This is a genomic window from Lacimonas salitolerans (assembly GCF_042677865.1).
Lineage (GTDB): Bacteria > Pseudomonadota > Alphaproteobacteria > Rhodobacterales > Rhodobacteraceae > Lutimaribacter > Lutimaribacter salitolerans.
The window spans coordinates 1-16,717 of the sequence record NZ_JBHUDD010000139.1; the positions used below are offsets into that span (position 1 = coordinate 1).

Annotated in this window: 21 protein-coding genes; 14 read left to right on the forward strand and 7 right to left on the reverse strand. The window is 64.5% G+C overall.

Features of this window, described 5'->3' with window-relative positions:
* Nucleotides 1–41: 41 nt before the first annotated feature.
* Together ACFTOW_RS14955 and thyX are read right to left on the reverse strand one after the other, a co-directional pair.
* Nucleotides 42–389 carry a hypothetical protein gene (locus tag ACFTOW_RS14955; RefSeq protein ID WP_379917093.1) on the reverse strand — a complete coding sequence of 116 codons (348 nt, stop codon included), beginning with the start codon at nucleotides 387–389 and terminating at the stop codon, nucleotides 42–44.
* Complete coding sequence (gene thyX / locus ACFTOW_RS14960; RefSeq protein WP_379917095.1) at nucleotides 386–1,294, reverse strand: FAD-dependent thymidylate synthase; 909 nt, start codon at nucleotides 1,292–1,294, stop codon at nucleotides 386–388. Before thyX ends, ACFTOW_RS14955 begins: the two co-directional genes overlap by 4 nt.
* Before the next feature lie 230 nt (nucleotides 1,295–1,524).
* Here thyX and ACFTOW_RS14965 point away from each other — a divergent pair, with 230 nt between their 5' ends.
* From ACFTOW_RS14965 to ACFTOW_RS14985, 5 genes are all read left to right on the forward strand, one after another.
* Nucleotides 1,525–1,905: a hypothetical protein gene (locus ACFTOW_RS14965; RefSeq protein WP_379917097.1), complete on the forward strand. Its 381-nt coding sequence runs from the start codon at nucleotides 1,525–1,527 to the stop codon at nucleotides 1,903–1,905.
* Nucleotides 1,906–1,965: 60 nt separating this feature from the next.
* On the forward strand, nucleotides 1,966–2,613 hold the full coding sequence (locus ACFTOW_RS14970) for a hypothetical protein (protein WP_379917099.1): 648 nt from the start codon (nucleotides 1,966–1,968) through the stop codon (nucleotides 2,611–2,613).
* Between the two features lie 14 nt (nucleotides 2,614–2,627).
* On the forward strand, nucleotides 2,628–3,995 hold the full coding sequence (locus ACFTOW_RS14975; RefSeq protein ID WP_379917101.1) for a surface lipoprotein assembly modifier: 1,368 nt from the start codon (nucleotides 2,628–2,630) through the stop codon (nucleotides 3,993–3,995).
* Between the two features lie 62 nt (nucleotides 3,996–4,057).
* Entirely contained in the window at nucleotides 4,058–4,486 is a 429-nt protein-coding gene (locus ACFTOW_RS14980) for a VOC family protein (protein WP_379917103.1), read from the forward strand.
* Nucleotides 4,483–5,214: a DUF1194 domain-containing protein gene (locus tag ACFTOW_RS14985; RefSeq protein WP_379917105.1), complete on the forward strand. Its 732-nt coding sequence runs from the start codon at nucleotides 4,483–4,485 to the stop codon at nucleotides 5,212–5,214. Before ACFTOW_RS14980 ends, ACFTOW_RS14985 begins: the two co-directional genes overlap by 4 nt.
* On the opposite strand, the gene ACFTOW_RS14990 is transcribed toward ACFTOW_RS14985, so the two are convergent.
* The 3 genes from ACFTOW_RS14990 to ACFTOW_RS15000 form a co-directional block, all read right to left on the reverse strand.
* Nucleotides 5,208–5,705 (reverse strand): MarR family winged helix-turn-helix transcriptional regulator, encoded by a 498-nt coding sequence (locus ACFTOW_RS14990; protein WP_379917107.1) that lies wholly within the window; start codon nucleotides 5,703–5,705, stop codon nucleotides 5,208–5,210. The two genes, ACFTOW_RS14985 and ACFTOW_RS14990, sit on opposite strands and share 7 nt — an antisense overlap.
* A 96-nt stretch (nucleotides 5,706–5,801) precedes the next feature.
* Nucleotides 5,802–6,065 (reverse strand): FAD assembly factor SdhE, encoded by a 264-nt coding sequence (locus tag ACFTOW_RS14995; protein WP_379917109.1) that lies wholly within the window; start codon nucleotides 6,063–6,065, stop codon nucleotides 5,802–5,804.
* 5 nt (nucleotides 6,066–6,070) lie between these two features.
* On the reverse strand, nucleotides 6,071–6,469 hold the full coding sequence (locus ACFTOW_RS15000; protein ID WP_379917111.1) for a helix-turn-helix domain-containing protein: 399 nt from the start codon (nucleotides 6,467–6,469) through the stop codon (nucleotides 6,071–6,073).
* Between the two features lie 85 nt (nucleotides 6,470–6,554).
* On the opposite strand from ACFTOW_RS15000, the gene ACFTOW_RS15005 reads away from it, so the two are divergent.
* Nucleotides 6,555–7,757, forward strand: coding sequence for a pyridoxal phosphate-dependent aminotransferase (locus ACFTOW_RS15005; RefSeq protein ID WP_379917113.1), 1,203 nt, complete (start codon nucleotides 6,555–6,557; stop codon nucleotides 7,755–7,757).
* A gap of 34 nt (nucleotides 7,758–7,791) precedes the next feature.
* Nucleotides 7,792–8,211: a hypothetical protein gene (locus ACFTOW_RS15010; protein WP_379917115.1), complete on the forward strand. Its 420-nt coding sequence runs from the start codon at nucleotides 7,792–7,794 to the stop codon at nucleotides 8,209–8,211.
* Nucleotides 8,212–8,219: 8 nt separating this feature from the next.
* On the opposite strand, the gene ACFTOW_RS15015 is transcribed toward ACFTOW_RS15010, so the two are convergent.
* Nucleotides 8,220–8,873, reverse strand: a complete 654-nt coding sequence (locus ACFTOW_RS15015) for a DUF3047 domain-containing protein (RefSeq protein ID WP_379917117.1) — start codon at nucleotides 8,871–8,873, stop codon at nucleotides 8,220–8,222.
* A gap of 77 nt (nucleotides 8,874–8,950) precedes the next feature.
* Nucleotides 8,951–10,327 (reverse strand): MATE family efflux transporter, encoded by a 1,377-nt coding sequence (locus ACFTOW_RS15020; RefSeq protein ID WP_379917119.1) that lies wholly within the window; start codon nucleotides 10,325–10,327, stop codon nucleotides 8,951–8,953.
* 113 nt (nucleotides 10,328–10,440) lie between these two features.
* Here ACFTOW_RS15020 and ACFTOW_RS15025 point away from each other — a divergent pair, with 113 nt between their 5' ends.
* The 7 genes from ACFTOW_RS15025 to ACFTOW_RS15055 form a co-directional block, all read left to right on the forward strand.
* A complete protein-coding gene (locus ACFTOW_RS15025; protein ID WP_379917122.1) occupies nucleotides 10,441–10,905 on the forward strand; it encodes an NUDIX hydrolase in 465 nt (154 codons plus the stop codon).
* Nucleotides 10,906–10,961: 56 nt separating this feature from the next.
* Nucleotides 10,962–11,417 carry a DUF1178 family protein gene (locus tag ACFTOW_RS15030; RefSeq protein WP_379917124.1) on the forward strand — a complete coding sequence of 152 codons (456 nt, stop codon included), beginning with the start codon at nucleotides 10,962–10,964 and terminating at the stop codon, nucleotides 11,415–11,417.
* A 43-nt stretch (nucleotides 11,418–11,460) separates the two neighbouring features.
* Nucleotides 11,461–12,108 (forward strand): SDR family NAD(P)-dependent oxidoreductase, encoded by a 648-nt coding sequence (locus tag ACFTOW_RS15035; RefSeq protein WP_379917126.1) that lies wholly within the window; start codon nucleotides 11,461–11,463, stop codon nucleotides 12,106–12,108.
* Entirely contained in the window at nucleotides 12,105–12,557 is a 453-nt protein-coding gene (locus tag ACFTOW_RS15040) for an SgcJ/EcaC family oxidoreductase (RefSeq protein ID WP_379917128.1), read from the forward strand. Before ACFTOW_RS15035 ends, ACFTOW_RS15040 begins: the two co-directional genes overlap by 4 nt.
* Nucleotides 12,558–12,624: 67 nt before the next feature.
* Nucleotides 12,625–13,863 carry an aspartate kinase gene (locus ACFTOW_RS15045; RefSeq protein ID WP_379917130.1) on the forward strand — a complete coding sequence of 413 codons (1,239 nt, stop codon included), beginning with the start codon at nucleotides 12,625–12,627 and terminating at the stop codon, nucleotides 13,861–13,863.
* 156 nt (nucleotides 13,864–14,019) lie between these two features.
* Nucleotides 14,020–16,263, forward strand: a complete 2,244-nt coding sequence (ptsP, locus tag ACFTOW_RS15050; RefSeq protein ID WP_379917133.1) for a phosphoenolpyruvate--protein phosphotransferase — start codon at nucleotides 14,020–14,022, stop codon at nucleotides 16,261–16,263.
* 129 nt (nucleotides 16,264–16,392) lie between these two features.
* A partial coding sequence (locus ACFTOW_RS15055; protein ID WP_379917135.1) for a hypothetical protein occupies nucleotides 16,393–16,717 on the forward strand: 325 nt, incomplete at its 3' end.

Genomic DNA, 16,717 nt, shown 5'->3' on the forward strand with positions numbered 1-16,717 from the left:
TAGATACCCGACCCCGCATGCCATACCCCCCAAAGTTCGCCTCACATCAATGATGGCAAATTTGGTTCCGGGTGACTAGAGCGGTTCTCAACAGTTCGTTCTGAAGACACTTCAACGGCATATCCAGCCTGCTTCAATATTCCTTCAGCTAGTTTCTCAAGACCCCACCCATTCCGGCACTGAACGAGGATGTAATCGTCCTCATTCAAACAGTGCTTTCGGAGGCTTGTTTTTCCTTGTTTCGAGCTACCAAAGATAATCACATGCTTCTGCATCGCGAGGCATGAAATAAACTTGTCATCGACATTCGTTCTCTCAACGTAATTGAGCGGTATTTCTCTACTGACACCAAACACTTCAGACGTTTTATTCACTTTCTCAGCGCTCATTCTTCCAAAACCCCCACAAACTCCCGCCATTCGCCCTTGGACATGCCCGAGGTTTCCTGCGTGACCTTCTCACCTTTCAGCATCCGGCGGACGCAATCAAGGGCTGTGGCGCTCAGCGTGGCACCACCCATGCGGTAATCCTCGAAGGCGCGATAGGCAAAGGGCACCCAATCGGCCACCACCTTGCAGATCGCATCGGCATAGACCCGGATTTCGTATTGCGCGTGGGCGTCGGCGCGCAGGCGCAGGAAATGCAGCAGGTTGTGCAGATCGACCTTCCAGTACCATTGGGTATAGATATTGGCGGGCAGGTTCATGCGGGCCAGTTCGCGGGCCAGACCCTGCTGGCCGTCCTGCGAAATCATCTCTTCGTAATGGTCATAGGCGCGCATCGCGTCGTCGCGCAGATAGCGCAGGACGCGCTCGGCCTCTTCGCCGCTCAGCGCCTCGCCCCGGCCCTGGTTGTTGACCACCGATTGCGCATTCAGCGCGTCGGGCGCGGGGATATAGAATTCGCGGTCAAGGATCGAATAGCGGGCGGAATATTCGTTCACATTCGCCGTGCGGTGCCGGATCCATTGCCGCGCCACGAACACCGGCAGTTTGACGTGCAGCTTGATCTCGCACATCTCGAACGGGGTGGAATGCCAGTGCCGCATGAGGTACCGGATCAGACCCTCGTCATTGCTGACCGATTTGGTGCCCTTGCCATAGGACACGCGCGCCGCCTGACAGATGGCAGAGTCGTCGCCCATGTAGTCGATGACGCGGACAAAGCCGTGATCCAGCACCGGGATGGCGGTGTAGAGATGCGCCTCGATCCCCGGCGCGGTGGCCCGCAGGGTCGGTTGCGCGGTCTGGCGCAGGTCGTCGATTTCGGCCTGCTGGTCGGGGGAAAGCGGCATGGCGCGTCCTTTCTGGGTCTGGCGAGTCGTTGCCCCACTATATCTTGCGGAGGCGGGCGCGAAAAAGCCCATATCGCGTGGGTTGCAGAATGGTCGCGGTGGGCGGGTTTTCTGCGACAGCCCGCGCCTGCGCCGTTGACTTTGGAACCGCTTTGCCGACTATTTTCCCAACAAAAGCCTGCTGGCGCGAAACAAGCGGGCAAGAGGCAGAGCAGAAAGGGACAGGCGCGATGAAACCTTACGCGTTGATGTTGGTGGCCGCCATGGGCGTGGCTGCATGTAGTGGCGACGGAACGAACCCGTTCGATCCGCCCGCAGAAGAGCCCGATCCCAACAATCCGGGCACGGATCCCGGCACCGACACGCCCGGCATCGACCGCGAAGGCACCCTGCCCCCCGGCACCAGCAACCCCACACCCGCCACCGGGATCGTGCGGACCGAAGCCCGCGCCGCGAACCGCGACGACGAGACCTATGGCAACGGGTTTGCGAATACCATTCGCTTTGACGGCGACACCGACACCTTCTTTGTCGATGGCCTCGCGTTCGACGGAAACCAGCCTGACGGTACGCCCTATGTGCGCTCGACACCCTCGAACCTCGGCGCCTAAGCGCTGTATGAAGGGCCGACGACCGCGCCCGATTTCCTGACCGGCACGCCCATCGCGCAGATGGAACACCGCGCGCTTTACGGGGTCAGCACCAGCGGCAACACGGAATTCGCCATCGTGCGCACCGGCTCGTATATCCAGTACGGATTTGGCGGCTTCGTGTATCAGCGCAGCGGCGGCGTGGTCCTGCCGCAAGAGGGTCAGGCGACCTATTCCGGTGATTACGGTGGCATCCGCGACTTCAGCGGCGCTGGCGGTCTGGAATATGTGACCGGCGACATGACCGTGGATGTAGATTTCAAAGGCTTCCGCAACAATTGCAGCGGCGCCACCTGTGCCGATGCCATCCGGGGCGTGGTGAGCAACCGGAAGTTCTTTGACGTCGATGGCGGCGACAGGACGGCGGGCTATATTACTGCGCTGAACGACGACAGGCCGACAGGCGCGGCCCCGGTGACAGAGGTGCCGACGATCCGGTTCGAAGTTGGCCCGAACGTGATGGACGGCAACGGCGAGGCGACGGGCAATGCCTTCAGCACCGCCTTCGGCGATCAACTCGACGAAGGAAACTACTACATTGTCCTGTCGGGCGACCACACTGCCGGTGACGGCGGCGAGATCGTAGGCGTTGTCGTGGTGGAATCCGACGACCCGCGTTTCACCGATGTGACCGTTCGGGAAACCGGCGGGTTTATCCTGGAACGCTAGGCGGGTCTGCCGCTATGAAACGCCTTTTTCAGGCCCTGACGGTGGCGGCAACTCTTGCCGCCCCTGTCGCGTTTGCCCAAGGCACCGCGCTGTCCCCGCAAGAGGTGCGCGCGGCGGTGATCGTCTCGCTGGACTCGGGGCAGCACCGTCAGGCGGCGGACCTGGCCGAGGCGCTGGTGGCGCGCGATGCCGCGGATCACGACGCCCTGCTGCTGTCATCGCGCGCACATCGCAACCTGGGCGACATGCCGACGGCGCGGGAACGCGCGTCGCAGGCGTGGGATCTGTCCCGCACGGATGCGCAAAAACACGCCGCCGCCCTGATGATGGCGCAGGCGCTGGCCTCGGGCGATCAGCGGATGCGGGCGCAGTTCTGGCTGCGACGCGCGGCGCAGCACGCCCCGAATGATCGCCTGCGGCAGGCTGCGGTGCGCGACTTTCGGTACGTGCGCGCGCGCACGCCGGTCACGGTGCAGCTCAGCTTCAACGTGGCGCCCAATTCCAACGTCAACAATGGCTCGACCACGGGGCGATCGACCTTTTTCGACCCGTTCACCCGCGAGTTTGTCGAGGTGTCGCTTGGCGGCACGGCACTTGCCCTGTCGGGCATCGAAACGTCGCTGGGGGCGGCCCTGCGCTATCGGCTGAACGAGCGGTCGCGCAGCGCGACGGACCTGACCTTTTCCGCCTATCACCAGACCTATGCGCTCAGTTCGTCGGCCAAGGCCAAGGCCCCTGGTGCCAAGGGATCGGATTTCGCCACGACGTCGCTTGCCGCAGGGCTGACGCGGCGCTGGAAAACCGAAGACATGCGCAGCGAATACACGCTGGGGGCGCTGGTCGGGGCCACGCATTATGGCGGTGATCCCTATGCGGAATTTGCGCGCCTGTCGGCAGGCATGACCCGGCCCATCGGGCCAAAGACCCGGTTGCGGCTGGATGTCTCGGCGGAACAGGTGCGCGGCGCGGCAGCCCCGCATGCCGACAAGATCGGACTGGATGCCAATCTGCGCCAGAAACTGGATCAGGGCGGCGAACTGATCTGGAAAATCGGCATCGACGACAGCACCTCGTCGCAAAGCGTGGCCGACTATACCGGGCTGACGCTGGGGCTGACCCATGCGCTGGCCAAACCGCTGTGGGGGGCCGACATCAGCTACGGGCTCAGCCTGTCGTCGCGCGACTATCCCAGCACGCCCTTTGCCGCAGGCAGCCGCACCGACAACCGCGTCGCCGCGCATCTTCAGATGTGGTTCCGCGATCTGGATTATTACGGCTTCAGCCCGGTTGTTTCGCTGTCGGCCAGCCGCACGGCATCCAATGTCGGGCTGTATGACGCCGATGCCGTCGGCATGGAACTGGGCATCCGCTCGACCTTCTGAGACTCGACATTCCGGGTCTGAAAGTTAAGGTCCGCCCCAGAGCGTTGAACAGGAGCGAGCACATGAACATCAAGTATCTGCACACCATGGTCCGGGTCAAAGACCTTGACGCCAGCATGAAATTCTATGCCCTGCTGGGCCTGAAGGAAACCCGCCGCTATGACAGCGACGAGGGGCGGTTTTCGCTGATCTTCATGGCCCCCGAGGGGCAGGAGGAATGCCCGGTCGAGCTGACCTACAACTGGGATGGCGATGATGCGCTGCCCGACGACAGCCGCCATTTCGGGCATCTGGCCTATGCGGTCGAGGATATCTACGCCATGTGCCAGCACCTGATGGACAATGGCGTGACCATCAACCGCCCGCCGCGCGACGGGCGCATGGCGTTTGTGCGCAGCCCCGACAACATCTCGGTCGAGCTGTTGCAGATGGGCGATCCGCTGGCACCGGCCGAACCCTGGGCCAGCATGGAAAACACCGGGCATTGGTGAGGGCCACACCGGCCGCGCGCGTGCTGGCGACCCTGGCGCTGATGGCGCTGGGGCAGCCTGCGCAGGCGGGGTGCCGGCTGGCGCTGCTGCTGGGGCTGGATATCTCGTCCTCGGTCGATGCGGCCGAGGACCGGCTGCAACGGCAGGGGCTGGCCGCAGCCCTTGCCGCGCCCGATGTGGCCGAGGCGATCCTGTCGGTGCCGGGGCAAGGCGTCGTCCTGTCGGTGTTCGAGTGGAGCGGCCAGGTTCAGCAGGACAGTGTCATGGACTGGGTGATCCTCGACAGCCCGCAGGCGATTGACCGCGCGTCGGCGCACATTGCCAACAGCACCCGCAGCTATGCGGATTTCGCCACCGCGATCGGGCGCGCGCTGGACTTCGCCGAGGCCCGTTTCACCCGCGCCCCGCCCTGCGACCGCCAGATCCTGGATCTCTCGGGTGATGGTATCCACAATGACGGGCCTGGACCCGGCAATGCCTATGCACGCGGCACGCTGGCCGATGTCACCGTGAACGGGCTGGCCATCGTGGTGGATGACCCGGCACTGGATCACGCCGACCCGGGCGATCTGGTGGCGCATTACCGCGATCAGGTCATTCGCGGCCCCGGGGCATTCGTGATCCGCGCTGCAGGCTTCGAGGATTTTCAAGACGCCATGCGCCGCAAGCTGCTGCGCGAACTTTCCGTTCAGATCGGGCAGGCCGCCACTGCCCCACCGCATCAGTAGATATACCTGATCTGATCGCTCCAGTAGCGTTCGACGCGGCGCAGGGCATGGGTGATCTCGTCGATGCCATCGACCCCCAGAACGCCTTTTTCCTGCAACCCGTCGGCATGGCGCGCGAACAGGTCGCCCACCACATCGCGGATATCGCGCCCCTTCTGGGTCAGCCGCACCCGGACCGAGCGGCGGTCAACCTCGCACCGCTGGTGGTGCATGTAGCCCATTTCGACCAGCTTTTTCAGATTGTAGCTGACGTTGCTGCCCTGATAGTAGCCGCGGGTTTTCAGCTCGCCCGCCGTCACCTCGTTGTCGCCGATGTTGAACAACAGAAGCGCCTGCACCGCGTTGATGTCCAGCACGCCGACGCGCTCGAACTCGTCCTTGATGACATCCAGCAGCAAACGGTGCAGCCGTTCGACCAGCGCCAGCGCCTCAAGATAGCCACCCATAAAGCCCTGCTGACCTGCGGCGGGCAATCTGCTGTGCATGCTCATATGTCCGTGTCTCCGTCCGTGACTGCTCGGGATCGGACACTGGGGCATAAAGCCGAATATTGGGTTAAACCCCCAAAATGGTTTGTAAAATGCGATCTATTCAGTGGCGCTGATGGTCTGGCGGATATCCGCGATCAACGGGTCGAACCGTGCGGGCGGGGGCACCTGCCCCGAGACCCATTGATACAGGTCCTGATCGTTTTCCTCCAGCAGGGCATCATACAGGTCCAGATCAGGCTCTGACAGCGCGTCCAGACGCGCATCCGAGTACCGGATCAGGATCATGTCCATCTCCTTGATGCCCCGCCGCATCGACCGCATGCGCAGCCGTTTCAACCGTGTGTCGCGTTGTTCTTCCATGCCCGTCAGGTGCCGGATTTCAGCGTCAGGCGCAACTTCTTTTCCAGCCGCCCCAGACGGTCGGCCGAGGCGGTGATCTGCGTCTTGAGATCACGGATCTCGATAAGCAGGTCGTTGATCTCGGGCGGAATCGTGGACTCGTCCTCGGGCGCGGTCAGCCCGTCCCCCTCGCCCGTCAGCAGCCAGACGATCGAGACGTTCAGGATGCCGGCCAGCATCGACAGCCGGTTGGCGCGCGGCTCGCTCAGATCGTTTTCCCAGGCGTCCAGCGTGCTGTGCTTGACGCCAAGCCGCTTGGACAGTTGTTTCTGGGTCATGCCGGCGGCATCTCGTGCGGCGGCCAGCCGGTCGCCAAAGGTGGCGGCATCCGGGCCATACCAGTCGGTCGTGTCGGTCTGTTCCATGTCTCTCCGTTCCCGCGATCGTGCTTGATCGCATTTGCGCGCAAGCCTATGACATCGCAGTGTCGAATAAAACCGGGGGTCGGTCATGTCCTTTCTGTCTCAGACGCTTTCACGCGTAAAACCGTCACCCACCATCGCGATGAGCAACAAGGCCGCCGAGCTGAAGGCCGCGGGCCGCGACATCATCAGCCTGTCGGCGGGCGAGCCCGATTTCGACACGCCCGAACATATCCGCGCCGCAGGCATCGCCGCGATCGAGGCCGGGCATACCCGCTATACCCAGGTCGATGGCATCCCGGCGCTGAAACAGGCGATCTGCGACAAGTTCGCCCGCGACAACGGGCTGGACTATGACCCGGCGCAGGTCAGCGTCGGCACCGGCGGCAAGCAGGTGCTGTACAACGCGCTGATGGCCACGCTGAACCCCGGCGACGAGGTGGTGATCCCCGCACCCTACTGGGTCAGCTATCCCGACATGGTGCTGCTGGCGGGTGGTCAGCCGGTGTTCATCCGCGCCACGCTGGACAATGCCTTCAAGATCACCGCAGACCAGCTTGAGGCCGCGATCACCCGCAACACCAAGTGGTTCCTGTTCAACTCGCCCAGCAACCCCACCGGCGCAGGATACACATGGGACGAGCTGAAGGCGCTGACAGACGTGCTGCTGCGCCACCCACATGTGCATGTGATGACGGACGACATGTACGAACATCTGGCCTATGACGATTTCAGGTTCTGCACCCCGGCGCAGGTCGAACCGGCGTTGTATGACCGCACCCTGACGGTCAATGGCGTGTCCAAGGCCTATTGCATGACCGGCTGGCGCATCGGCTATGCCGCCGGCCCCGAGCCGCTGATCGCCGCCATGCGCAAGATGCAGTCGCAATCCACCTCGAACCCCTGTTCGATCAGCCAGCACGCGGCGCTGGCCGCGCTGAACGGGCCGCATGATTTCATCGCCGAGAACAACCGCGCCTTCGTGCGCCGCCGCGATCTGGTGGTGGATGCGCTGAACGCGATCCCCGGCATCACCTGCCCCCGCCCCGAAGGCGCGTTCTATGTCTATCCGTCGATTGCCGGGCTGATCGGGCGGCAGACGCCGGACGGCACGCGGATCGACAGCGACGAGGCCTTTGCCACCACCCTGCTCGAGGCAACGGGCGTGGCCGTGGTGTTCGGTGCGGCCTTTGGCCTGTCACCCGCCTTTCGTATCAGCTATGCCACATCGGACGCAGCCCTTGCCGAGGCCTGCAACAGAATTGGCGACTTTTGCGGTCAATTGCGCTAAAGCCGCCCCGTGAAAACGAACGACAGGTTAACGAATGGCTGGCGAGCTGCCCCCCTACTATTTTCGCGTGCGCGACAACGGCGCTTTCGTGTTCCGTGTCGATACCGAGAACCGGCAGCGCCGCATCGAGATGGACCAGATCGCCGTGGTCAACATAAACAACGGCCAGATCAAGCCCCATGGCGAGCGCAGCCTGTCGGATGATGACCTGACCGCCATCCGCGACTGGATGGCCGAACGGGTCCGCGTGCTGGCCGAGCGCGACATCGACGACATTCACCGCGCGGTGGATTACCTGAACCAGACCACCCATTGGGCCCAGACCCGCGCCACGGACGAGCAACTGGAGCTTGTGACCGACACGCTGCTGCTGGCGATGCATGACCTGCGCACGGTTCTGGTGCGCAAAAAGGCCGACCGCATGCTGGCCGAACACGGGATCACAAACGACTAGGCGCCGCGCTAGCGCAGAACCAGCCGCTCCAGCCGGGCATCGATCCGGCTGTTGGTGTCGTCGCTGTCACCCGAAACGGCCAGCCCCAGCAACGCCTGCGGCGCGGTGCCGAACGCAAGGGTGAAATCGGCGGCCAGATCAACCGCCTCGTCATGTGCGCCGGTGCCCGCGCGGCGCAGCACGACCGTCTTGCCGCGATCGCCCAGATAAGGGCTGTCCAGCATCTGGCCGCGCCGGTGATCACCGCCCCAGACATAGACCAGCACCCGCGCATCACGGTCGCGCAGCAACCGCCCGATGCCCGACCCGTCGGCGCCCGCGGCCTTGTCCTGCGGCAGAAACACAAAGTAGATCGCCATGTTGCGGTCATCGCCGCCCTTGCGGCCCAGATCGGTGGGCGGCGTGCCGGTGGTGACCGACCATCGCCACGTGGCCGACCGCGCGGGCCAGAAGGTCTGGTCCAGCGCGCGCCACACCAGCGACACCGCCGCGTCCGAGCGCAGGGTCAAACTGCTGCCACCAAACCCGTAGGTGTTGGCATCCAGCCGCGGAAATGTCTGCTGTTGCCATGCACCGTCGAACGACACCGGCCCGGTCGCCTGTGCAGGCGCGGTCCACATCATGGCGGCAAGGGCCGCGATGGCGATTTTGCGGGCGGTCATCTGCACTCTCCGGTCGGTTGGGCACTGCCAGCCAAAGCACGGACAGCAGATCACGCACAACGCACATGTGGGTGAAATCACTCGGCCGACACCAGCCCGGCCGCGTCCAGGCGCGGCAGGCTGATCCGCCAGAACCGCCACATCATGAACACGCCTGCCAGCGCCAGCCCGATCGCCAACCCCAGCCAGATGCCCACGCCGCCCAGTCCCAGCGGAAAACCCAGCACATAGCTGATCGGCACGCCCACCGCCCAATAGCTGAGCGTGGCAATCACCATCGGCACCCGCGTGTCCTGCACCCCGCGCAGCAGACCCAGCGCCATCACCTGCGCCGCATCGACAAGCTGGAACAGCGCCGCCGCCGCCAGCAGCCCCACGCCGATGGCCACCACCGCCGCGCGGTCGGGATCGTCGGGCGACAGAAACAGCGCCATCAGCGGCGCGGGGGCCAGCAGGAACAGCGCCACGGTCAGCGCGACCATGATGGCCGAAATGACGATGATCACCACGCCGCCGCGCCGCAACCCGTGCAGGTCACCCCGCCCCAGCGCGCGCCCGGCGCGCACGGTGGCGGCATTGGACAGGCCCAGATGCACCATGAACATCGCCGACGTGACCTGCAGCGCGATGCCGTGGGCGGCCAGTTGCAACGTGCCCAGCCAGCCCATCATCAGCGACGAGGCGGCGAACAGCCCCACCTCGGCCAGGTTGGTGATGCCGATGGGCCAGCCCAGCCGGAACACGGCGCGGAACGCCTCCCAGTCCGGGCGCCAGACGCGGGCGAACAGCGCGTGCTCGGGCGTCACCACGGCGGCATAGATGCCCAGCCCCAGCGCCGACACCGCCTGCACCACCAGCGAGGCGATGGCCGCCCCCTTGATGCCCATCTCGGGCGCGCCCCAGTTGCCGAAGATCAGCGCATAGTTGACCACGATATTGACCACCACCGCCGCCACCGTGACCCACAGCACCACCTGCGCGCGCTCCAGTGCCGACAGGTAGGATTTCAGCACCATCACGAACAGCGCCGGAAAGATCGCCCAACCGGCAATGCGCAGGTAATCCTGCGCGCCCTGCGCCACGGCGGGCTCCTGCCCGGCTGCCAGCAACAGCGGCCCCGACCACCAGAACACCGGCATGCACACCGAGCCGAACAGCACCGACAGCCATTGCGCCATGCGGGTGACGCGCCGCACCTCGGTCACGCGGCCCGCACTTTCGGCCTCGGCCACCATCGGCATCACCGCCCAGGCGAATCCCGACCCCATGATGAACAGGGTAAAGAACAGCATGCCGCCCAGCACCTGCTGCGCCAGCACCTGAACGTCATACCAGCCCAGCATCACGGCATCGGTCAGCGTGACGGCAAACTGCGCCAGATGGCTGCCGATCAACGGCACCCCCAGAACGAGGATCGCGCGCACATGCGCCTTATGCGAGATCTGTGTCACCATGCGCCCCGATTACCGCCAGCCCGTGAAACGTGCAAGCACGCCGATCCGGTCTTGAACCATGTCGGCTTTCGGGCAACAAATCACCCAACGCGACCCGTGGCAGGAGACGTCAGGTGACACATCCCTTTGTGCCGTTCACGTCTTTCGGGCATCGCGGCGGCATCCGGACGCAATATGCCGCGCTGTGCTTTCGCATCCGCAAGGACAAGCCGCAATTTTTGCTGGTCACATCGCGCGGCACCGGGCGCTGGATCATCCCCAAGGGGTGGCCCATGAAAGGTCGCTCGCCGGCCAAGGCCGCGCTGCGCGAAGCCTGGGAAGAGGCCGGGGTGCGCGGTCGCGTCGGGCGCGATTTCGTCGGCATGTATTCCTATCGCAAGCTGCTGGGGCGGCAGCAGCTGGAACCCTGCATCGCGCTGGTGTTTCCGGTGGCGGTCAAATCGCTCGACAGCCACTTCCCCGAGGCCCGCCAGCGCCGCCGCAAGTGGTTTGGCCGCAAGAAGGCCGCCGCCCGCGTGGACGAGCCGGAACTGGCCGAGCTGATCCGCAACTTCGACCCCGGCGCTTGGCGGCGGTAACTTGATCTTTCCCCGCCGCTGGTTATCTGTTGTCATGATGCTGTTACGGGGACGCAATGATCACCTACACCCTGAAATGTGCCGATGAGCACCAGTTCGACAGCTGGTTTCAGTCCGCCGAAGCTTTTGACAAGCTCAAGACCGCAGGCATGGTCGTCTGCGCCGTCTGCGGCTCGGGTAAGGTGGAAAAGGCGTTGATGGCGCCGCGCGTGCGCCCTGCCCGCAAGGCCTCGGGTCATCTGCCTGCCGCGCCCGAACCCGCCCCCAGCCGCCCCCTGTCCGCCCCGGCCAACCCCGCCGAGCAGGCGCTTGCCGCGCTGAAAAAGAAGATCGAGGCGAATTCCGATTATGTCGGACTGAACTTCGCAAGCGAAGCACGCGCGATCCACGACGGCACCGCGCCCGAGCGCGCGATCTATGGCGAGGCCCGCGCCGACGAGGCAAAGAAGCTTATAGAGGATGGCATTCCGGTAGCCCCGCTGCCCTTCCTGCCGGGGCGCAAATCGAACTGATGGGGTGGTGGGTTGGCACCCACCCTACGGAAAGGATCAGACCATGCATATCGTCATCACCGGCGCCAGCCGGGGCGTCGGGCAGGCACTGGCAGATGGCTATGCCGCGCGCGGAGACCGGGTCACCGGCACATCGACGGGCGGCGGCGATGGGCTGCTGCAGGTGGATGTGACCCGGCAGCGGGACATCCGCGCGATGGACGCGGCGCTGGAGGGCCAGCCCGTCGATCTGCTGATCTGCAACGCCGGCGTCTATCTGGACAAGGGCCAGAGCCTGTCCGACGGCTTTCCGCCCGACATGTGGGCGCATCAACTGGCGGTGAATGTCACCGGCGTGTTCCTGACCGTGCAGGAACTGCTGCCAAACCTGCGCCTGTCGGACCGGCCGAAAATCGCCATCATCTCCAGCCAGATGGCCAGCCACACCCGCGCGCCCGGCGGCAGCTACATCTACCGCGCCTCCAAGGCGGCGGCGCTGAACCTCGGGCGCAACCTGGCTACGGACCTGGCCCCCATGGGCATCGCGGTGGGCATCTATCACCCCGGCTGGGTCCAGACCGACATGGGCGGCAGCACGGCCGAGATCACGCAGGACGCGGCCGCGACCGGCCTGATCGCAAGGTTTGACGAGTTGGACCCCGCCAGCACCGGTTGCTTTCGCACCTGGGACGGGCGGGATCACCCCTATTGACCGGCCTGCCGCAAGACCCCGCAGAGATACCGCAGGCCTTTGCAGACGCCTGGATGGCGCGCGATGCCCACGCGCTGGCGGCGCTGTTCGCACCCGATGCCGAATTCGTCAACGTGGTGGGGCTGTGGTGGCACGACCGCGCGGCGATCGAGGCGGCGCATGACTATGCCCTGCGCAGCTTTTTCGCCGACAGCACGCTGCGCCCCGGCACGATCCGGGTCAGCCAAGTCACCGAGGATGTCGCCGTGGTGCAGTGCCGATATACCCTGACCGGCCAACGCCTGCCCGATGGCACCACAGCCGGACCGCGCCGCACGATCCTGAGCTTTGTGGCCCGCAACACGTCCGACGGCTGGATCGTCGCGGCGGCGCAGAACACCGACATCGTGGACGGGGCTGAAACCATGGCAAACGCGCAAACCCTGCGGCCCGCCGATTACCGGCGCTGATCAAGCCATCTTGCCCTTTTCACACAGGCGTCATACACCCCGCCAAACCTGATGACTGGGGAGCGTCATGCCCGTTCTCGTGATGAAATTCGGCGGCACCTCGGTCGCCACTCTGGACCGCATCCGCCGCGCCGCCAAGCGCGTGGGCGTCGAGGTGGCCAAGGGCTATGACGTGATCGTCATCGTCTCGGCCATGGCGGGCGAAACCAACAAGCTGGTGGGCTTTGTCTCGGAAACCTCGCCGCTCTATGATGCGCGCGAATACGATGCCATCGTCAGCTCGGGCGAGAACGTGACCGCCGGGTTGATGGCGCTGACCTTGCAGGAAATGGACGTGCCCGCCCGCAGTTGGCAGGGCTGGCAGGTGCCGGTCGTGACCAACAGCGCGCACAGCGCCGCGCGGATCGAGGATATCCCCCCCGCCAACATCATGGCCAAATTCGCCGAAGGCATGCGCGTGGCCGTGGTCGCGGGCTTTCAGGGCGTCAGCCCCGAGGGCCGCATCACCACCCTGGGCCGGGGCGGATCGGACACCACCGCCGTGGCCTTTGCCGCCGCTTTCGAGGCGGAACGCTGCGACATCTACACCGATGTCGATGGCGTCTACACCACCGACCCGCGCATCGCGTCCCGGGCGCGCAAACTTGACAAGATCAGTTTCGAGGAAATGCTGGAACTGGCCAGCCTGGGGGCCAAGGTGCTGCAGACCCGCTCGGTCGAGCTGGCGATGCGCTACAAGGTCAAGCTGCGCGTGCTCAGCAGTTTCGAGGAACAATCCGACACGGCCGGCACGCTGGTCTGCGATGAGGAGGAAGTCATGGAAAACCGTCCCGTATCCGGCATCGCCTACAGCCGCGACGAGGCCAAGATGACGCTGGTCAGCGTCGCCGACCGCCCCGGCATCGCCGCCGCCATCTTCGGCCCGCTGGCCGAGGCGGGCATCAATGTCGACATGATCATCCAGAACATCGCCGACGAGGGCCGCACCGACATGACGTTTTCCTGCCCGGTCGATCAGGTAAAGCGCGCCGAAAAGGCACTGGGAGAGGCCAAGACCGCAGGCCACATCAACTATCGCGATCTGGTCGCCGATACCAACGTGGCCAAGATCAGCGCCGTGGGCATCGGTATGCGCAGCCAGTCGGGTGTCGCCGCGCGGATGTTCAAGACGCTGTCGGACGAAGGCATCAACATCAAGGTGATCGCCACCTCGGAAATCAAGATCAGCGTGCTGATCGACCGCAAATACATGGAGCTGGCCGTGCAGGCCCTGCATGACGCGTTCGAGCTGGAAAAACCCGCCTGACCCTGTCTGCCCGATTTACACGCATGGATCGCATTGCCGCGCGGATCTTCGCCCGGTATGCGCAAGAATCCCGTTCATTTTCGGCCTGCCCTGTGATTTAACGGGGCGGGCCGGATATCTTTCGGCCAATGCACCAGAGGGACAGCGGCAAAGCACATGCCCGAAACGACGGAAAGCGAAAGCCGCAAGCTGCTGCGCCGGTTGCGCGACACTATGGCCGAAGAGGCCGAGGGGCAGGAGCGGCTTAACAAGATCACCCATCTGATCGCGGATTCGATGGGCACCGAGGTATGTTCGGTCTATCTGTTCCGCGATCCCGAAACGCTGGAACTCTGCGCGACCGAGGGGCTCAAGCCCGAAGCCGTGCACCAGACCCGCCTGCGCATGGGCGAGGGTCTGGTGGGCCGCGTCGCGCGCACCGGCAAGATCATCAACTCGGCCGATGCCCCCAAGGAAAAAGGCTTTCGCTTCATGCCCGAGACCGGCGAAGAGATCTATTCTTCGTTCCTTGGCATCCCGGTGCAGCGGCTGGGCGAGAAACTGGGCGTGCTTGTGGTGCAGTCCAAAGAGGCGCGGCAGTTTTCCTCTGACGAGGCCTACGCGCTTGAAGTGGTCGCCATGGTGCTGGCCGAGATGACCGAACTGGGGGCGTTTACCGGCGAAGGCGCCGCGCTCAAGGCCCGCCACCAGCAGCCGGTGATGTTTCGCGGCACCTGCGCGCAGGAAGGGGCCGCGCGCGGCCATGTCTGGTTGCACGAACCGCGCGTCGTTGTCACCAACCCGGTGGCCGAGGACCCGGTGAAAGAGCAGGAGCGCCTGAACGAGGCGGTCGATCACCTGCGCGTGCGCGTCGATGAAATGCTGGCCGGGGCCGCGACCGGCGACAAGGAACAGATGGAAGTGCTCGAGGCGTATCGCATGTTCGCCAATTCCAAGGGCTGGATGCGCCGCATGGAAGAGGACATCGGGCGTGGCCTGTCCGCCGAGGCGGCCGTTGAAAAGGAACAGTCCACCGCCCGCGCGCGCATGTCCCAGGTCAGCGATCCGTATCTGCGCGGGCGCCTGCACGATCTGGACGACCTGTCCAACCGCCTGCTGCGCATCCTGACCGGCCAGGGCGCGCAGACCGGGGCGGAAATGCCCGCCGATCCGATCCTGATCGCGCGCAACATCGGCCCGGCAGAGTTGCTGGACTATGGCCGTGCCCTGCGCGGCATCGTGCTCGAAGAGGGGTCGGTCGGCAGCCATGCCGCCATCGTCGCCCGCGCGCTGGCGATCCCGCTGGTCATCCACGCCGAGCGGATCACCACCGAGGCGCTGAACGGCGATCCGATCCTTGTGGACGGCGATCAGGGCACCGTGCACCTGCGCCCCGACGACACCGTGGCCTCCGCCTTTCGCGACAAGATCGCGATGCAGGCCGATGCGCAGGAACGCTATGCCTCGATCCGCGACCAGCCCGCCACGACCCTGTGCGGCAAGACCATCGGGATGCAGATGAACGCAGGCCTGATGGCCGACCTGCCCAGCCTCGAAGGGTCGGGCGCCGAGGGCGTCGGCCTGTTCCGGACCGAGCTGCAATTCCTGATCCGCAACCAGATGCCGCGCCGGTCGGAATTGGCCGCGCTTTACTCCAGCGTGCTGGACGCAGCCAAGGGGCGGCGCGTGGTGTTCCGCACGCTGGATATCGGGTCGGACAAGGTCCTGCCCTACATGAAACCCAATGACGAACCCAACCCCGCGCTTGGCTGGCGCGCGATCCGGGTGGGGCTGGACAAGCCGGGCGTGCTGCGGATGCAGTTGCAGGCGCTGCTGCGCGCCGCCAATGGTCGCCCCCTGACGGTGATGTTTCCCTTCGTGGCGCAATACGACGAATACCGCGCCGCCCGGGCCGAGATGGACAAGGCCATGGCCCGCGAAAAGATCCTGGGCCATGTCCTGCCCGAAAGCCTGGAAATTGGCGCGATGCTGGAAACGCCCAGCCTGGCCTTTGCCCCCGACAAGTTCTTTGCCGAGGTGGATTTCCTGTCCATCGGCGGCAATGACCTCAAACAGTTCTTCTTTGCCGCCGACCGCGAAAACGAACGGGTGCGCCGCCGCTACGACACGCTGAACGTGTCGTTCCTGACCTTTCTGGAACAGATCGTCGGACGCTGCCGCACCTCGGGCACCACGCTCAGTTTCTGTGGCGAGGACGCGGGCCGCCCGATCGAGGCCGCCTGCCTTGCCGCCATGGGCATCCCGGTGCTGTCGATGCGCCCGGCCTCCATCGGGCCGGTCAAGCACATGCTGCGCCGCGTCGACCTGGACGCCCTGCGCGACGTCATCCACGCCGCCCGCGACCGCGGCGACATGTCGGTGCGCGCCTCGGTGATGGACTACCTGCGCGACGCGCGTTGAATGTGGGGGCGCGTGGGCTTTTGATGGACATTTGAACGAAGTTTGGGTTTTCTTTAGGAATAGCGGTCAATATCGCTATTTTCACAACGCGCTTGCGAGTCGCAAAACATATTGCTTCAGGAAAATTTGATGCTGAAGGAAATACGCCAACTCAACCCGATGCACAGAAACCTTTTCGCTTTCGTCTGCTTGATTGCAGCTTGCATCATAGGAAGCCTGACCTACCCATCATATTCGTTCTGGTTCTTCCCGAAGAGTCATCAGTTTCTGCCAAGTTTGACGTCGGGACTGATTGCACTTCTACTGTTGGCACCCATCATCCGGGGTGATTTCCTGCATAGCCACAAACTGGATACGATGTCTGTAATCAACCTAGGGCCTGTTGACGTTCATCTGAGGCGAATAACGGTCGCTGCGAGGGCTATGAAGGCTGAGAAACTGCTGTCTGTCTTGC

Bases quoted from the DNA above. Each gene is read 5' to 3' on its own strand.
- ACFTOW_RS14955 (WP_379917093.1), bottom strand. From the start codon at position 389: ATGAGCGCTGAGAAAGTGAATAAAACGTCTGAAGTGTTTGGTGTCAGT.
- thyX (WP_379917095.1), bottom strand. From the start codon at position 1,294: ATGCCGCTTTCCCCCGACCAGCAGGCCGAAATCGACGACCTGCGCCAG.
- ACFTOW_RS14965 (WP_379917097.1), top strand. From the start codon at position 1,525: ATGAAACCTTACGCGTTGATGTTGGTGGCCGCCATGGGCGTGGCTGCA.
- ACFTOW_RS14970 (WP_379917099.1), top strand. From the start codon at position 1,966: ATGGAACACCGCGCGCTTTACGGGGTCAGCACCAGCGGCAACACGGAA.
- ACFTOW_RS14975 (WP_379917101.1), top strand. From the start codon at position 2,628: ATGAAACGCCTTTTTCAGGCCCTGACGGTGGCGGCAACTCTTGCCGCC.
- ACFTOW_RS14980 (WP_379917103.1), top strand. From the start codon at position 4,058: ATGAACATCAAGTATCTGCACACCATGGTCCGGGTCAAAGACCTTGAC.
- ACFTOW_RS14990 (WP_379917107.1), bottom strand. From the start codon at position 5,705: ATGAGCATGCACAGCAGATTGCCCGCCGCAGGTCAGCAGGGCTTTATG.
- ACFTOW_RS14995 (WP_379917109.1), bottom strand. From the start codon at position 6,065: ATGGAAGAACAACGCGACACACGGTTGAAACGGCTGCGCATGCGGTCG.
- ACFTOW_RS15000 (WP_379917111.1), bottom strand. From the start codon at position 6,469: ATGGAACAGACCGACACGACCGACTGGTATGGCCCGGATGCCGCCACC.
- ACFTOW_RS15005 (WP_379917113.1), top strand. From the start codon at position 6,555: ATGTCCTTTCTGTCTCAGACGCTTTCACGCGTAAAACCGTCACCCACC.
- ACFTOW_RS15010 (WP_379917115.1), top strand. From the start codon at position 7,792: ATGGCTGGCGAGCTGCCCCCCTACTATTTTCGCGTGCGCGACAACGGC.
- ACFTOW_RS15015 (WP_379917117.1), bottom strand. From the start codon at position 8,873: ATGACCGCCCGCAAAATCGCCATCGCGGCCCTTGCCGCCATGATGTGG.
- ACFTOW_RS15020 (WP_379917119.1), bottom strand. From the start codon at position 10,327: ATGGTGACACAGATCTCGCATAAGGCGCATGTGCGCGCGATCCTCGTT.
- ACFTOW_RS15030 (WP_379917124.1), top strand. From the start codon at position 10,962: ATGATCACCTACACCCTGAAATGTGCCGATGAGCACCAGTTCGACAGC.
- ACFTOW_RS15035 (WP_379917126.1), top strand. From the start codon at position 11,461: ATGCATATCGTCATCACCGGCGCCAGCCGGGGCGTCGGGCAGGCACTG.
- ACFTOW_RS15045 (WP_379917130.1), top strand. From the start codon at position 12,625: ATGCCCGTTCTCGTGATGAAATTCGGCGGCACCTCGGTCGCCACTCTG.
- ptsP (WP_379917133.1), top strand. From the start codon at position 14,020: ATGCCCGAAACGACGGAAAGCGAAAGCCGCAAGCTGCTGCGCCGGTTG.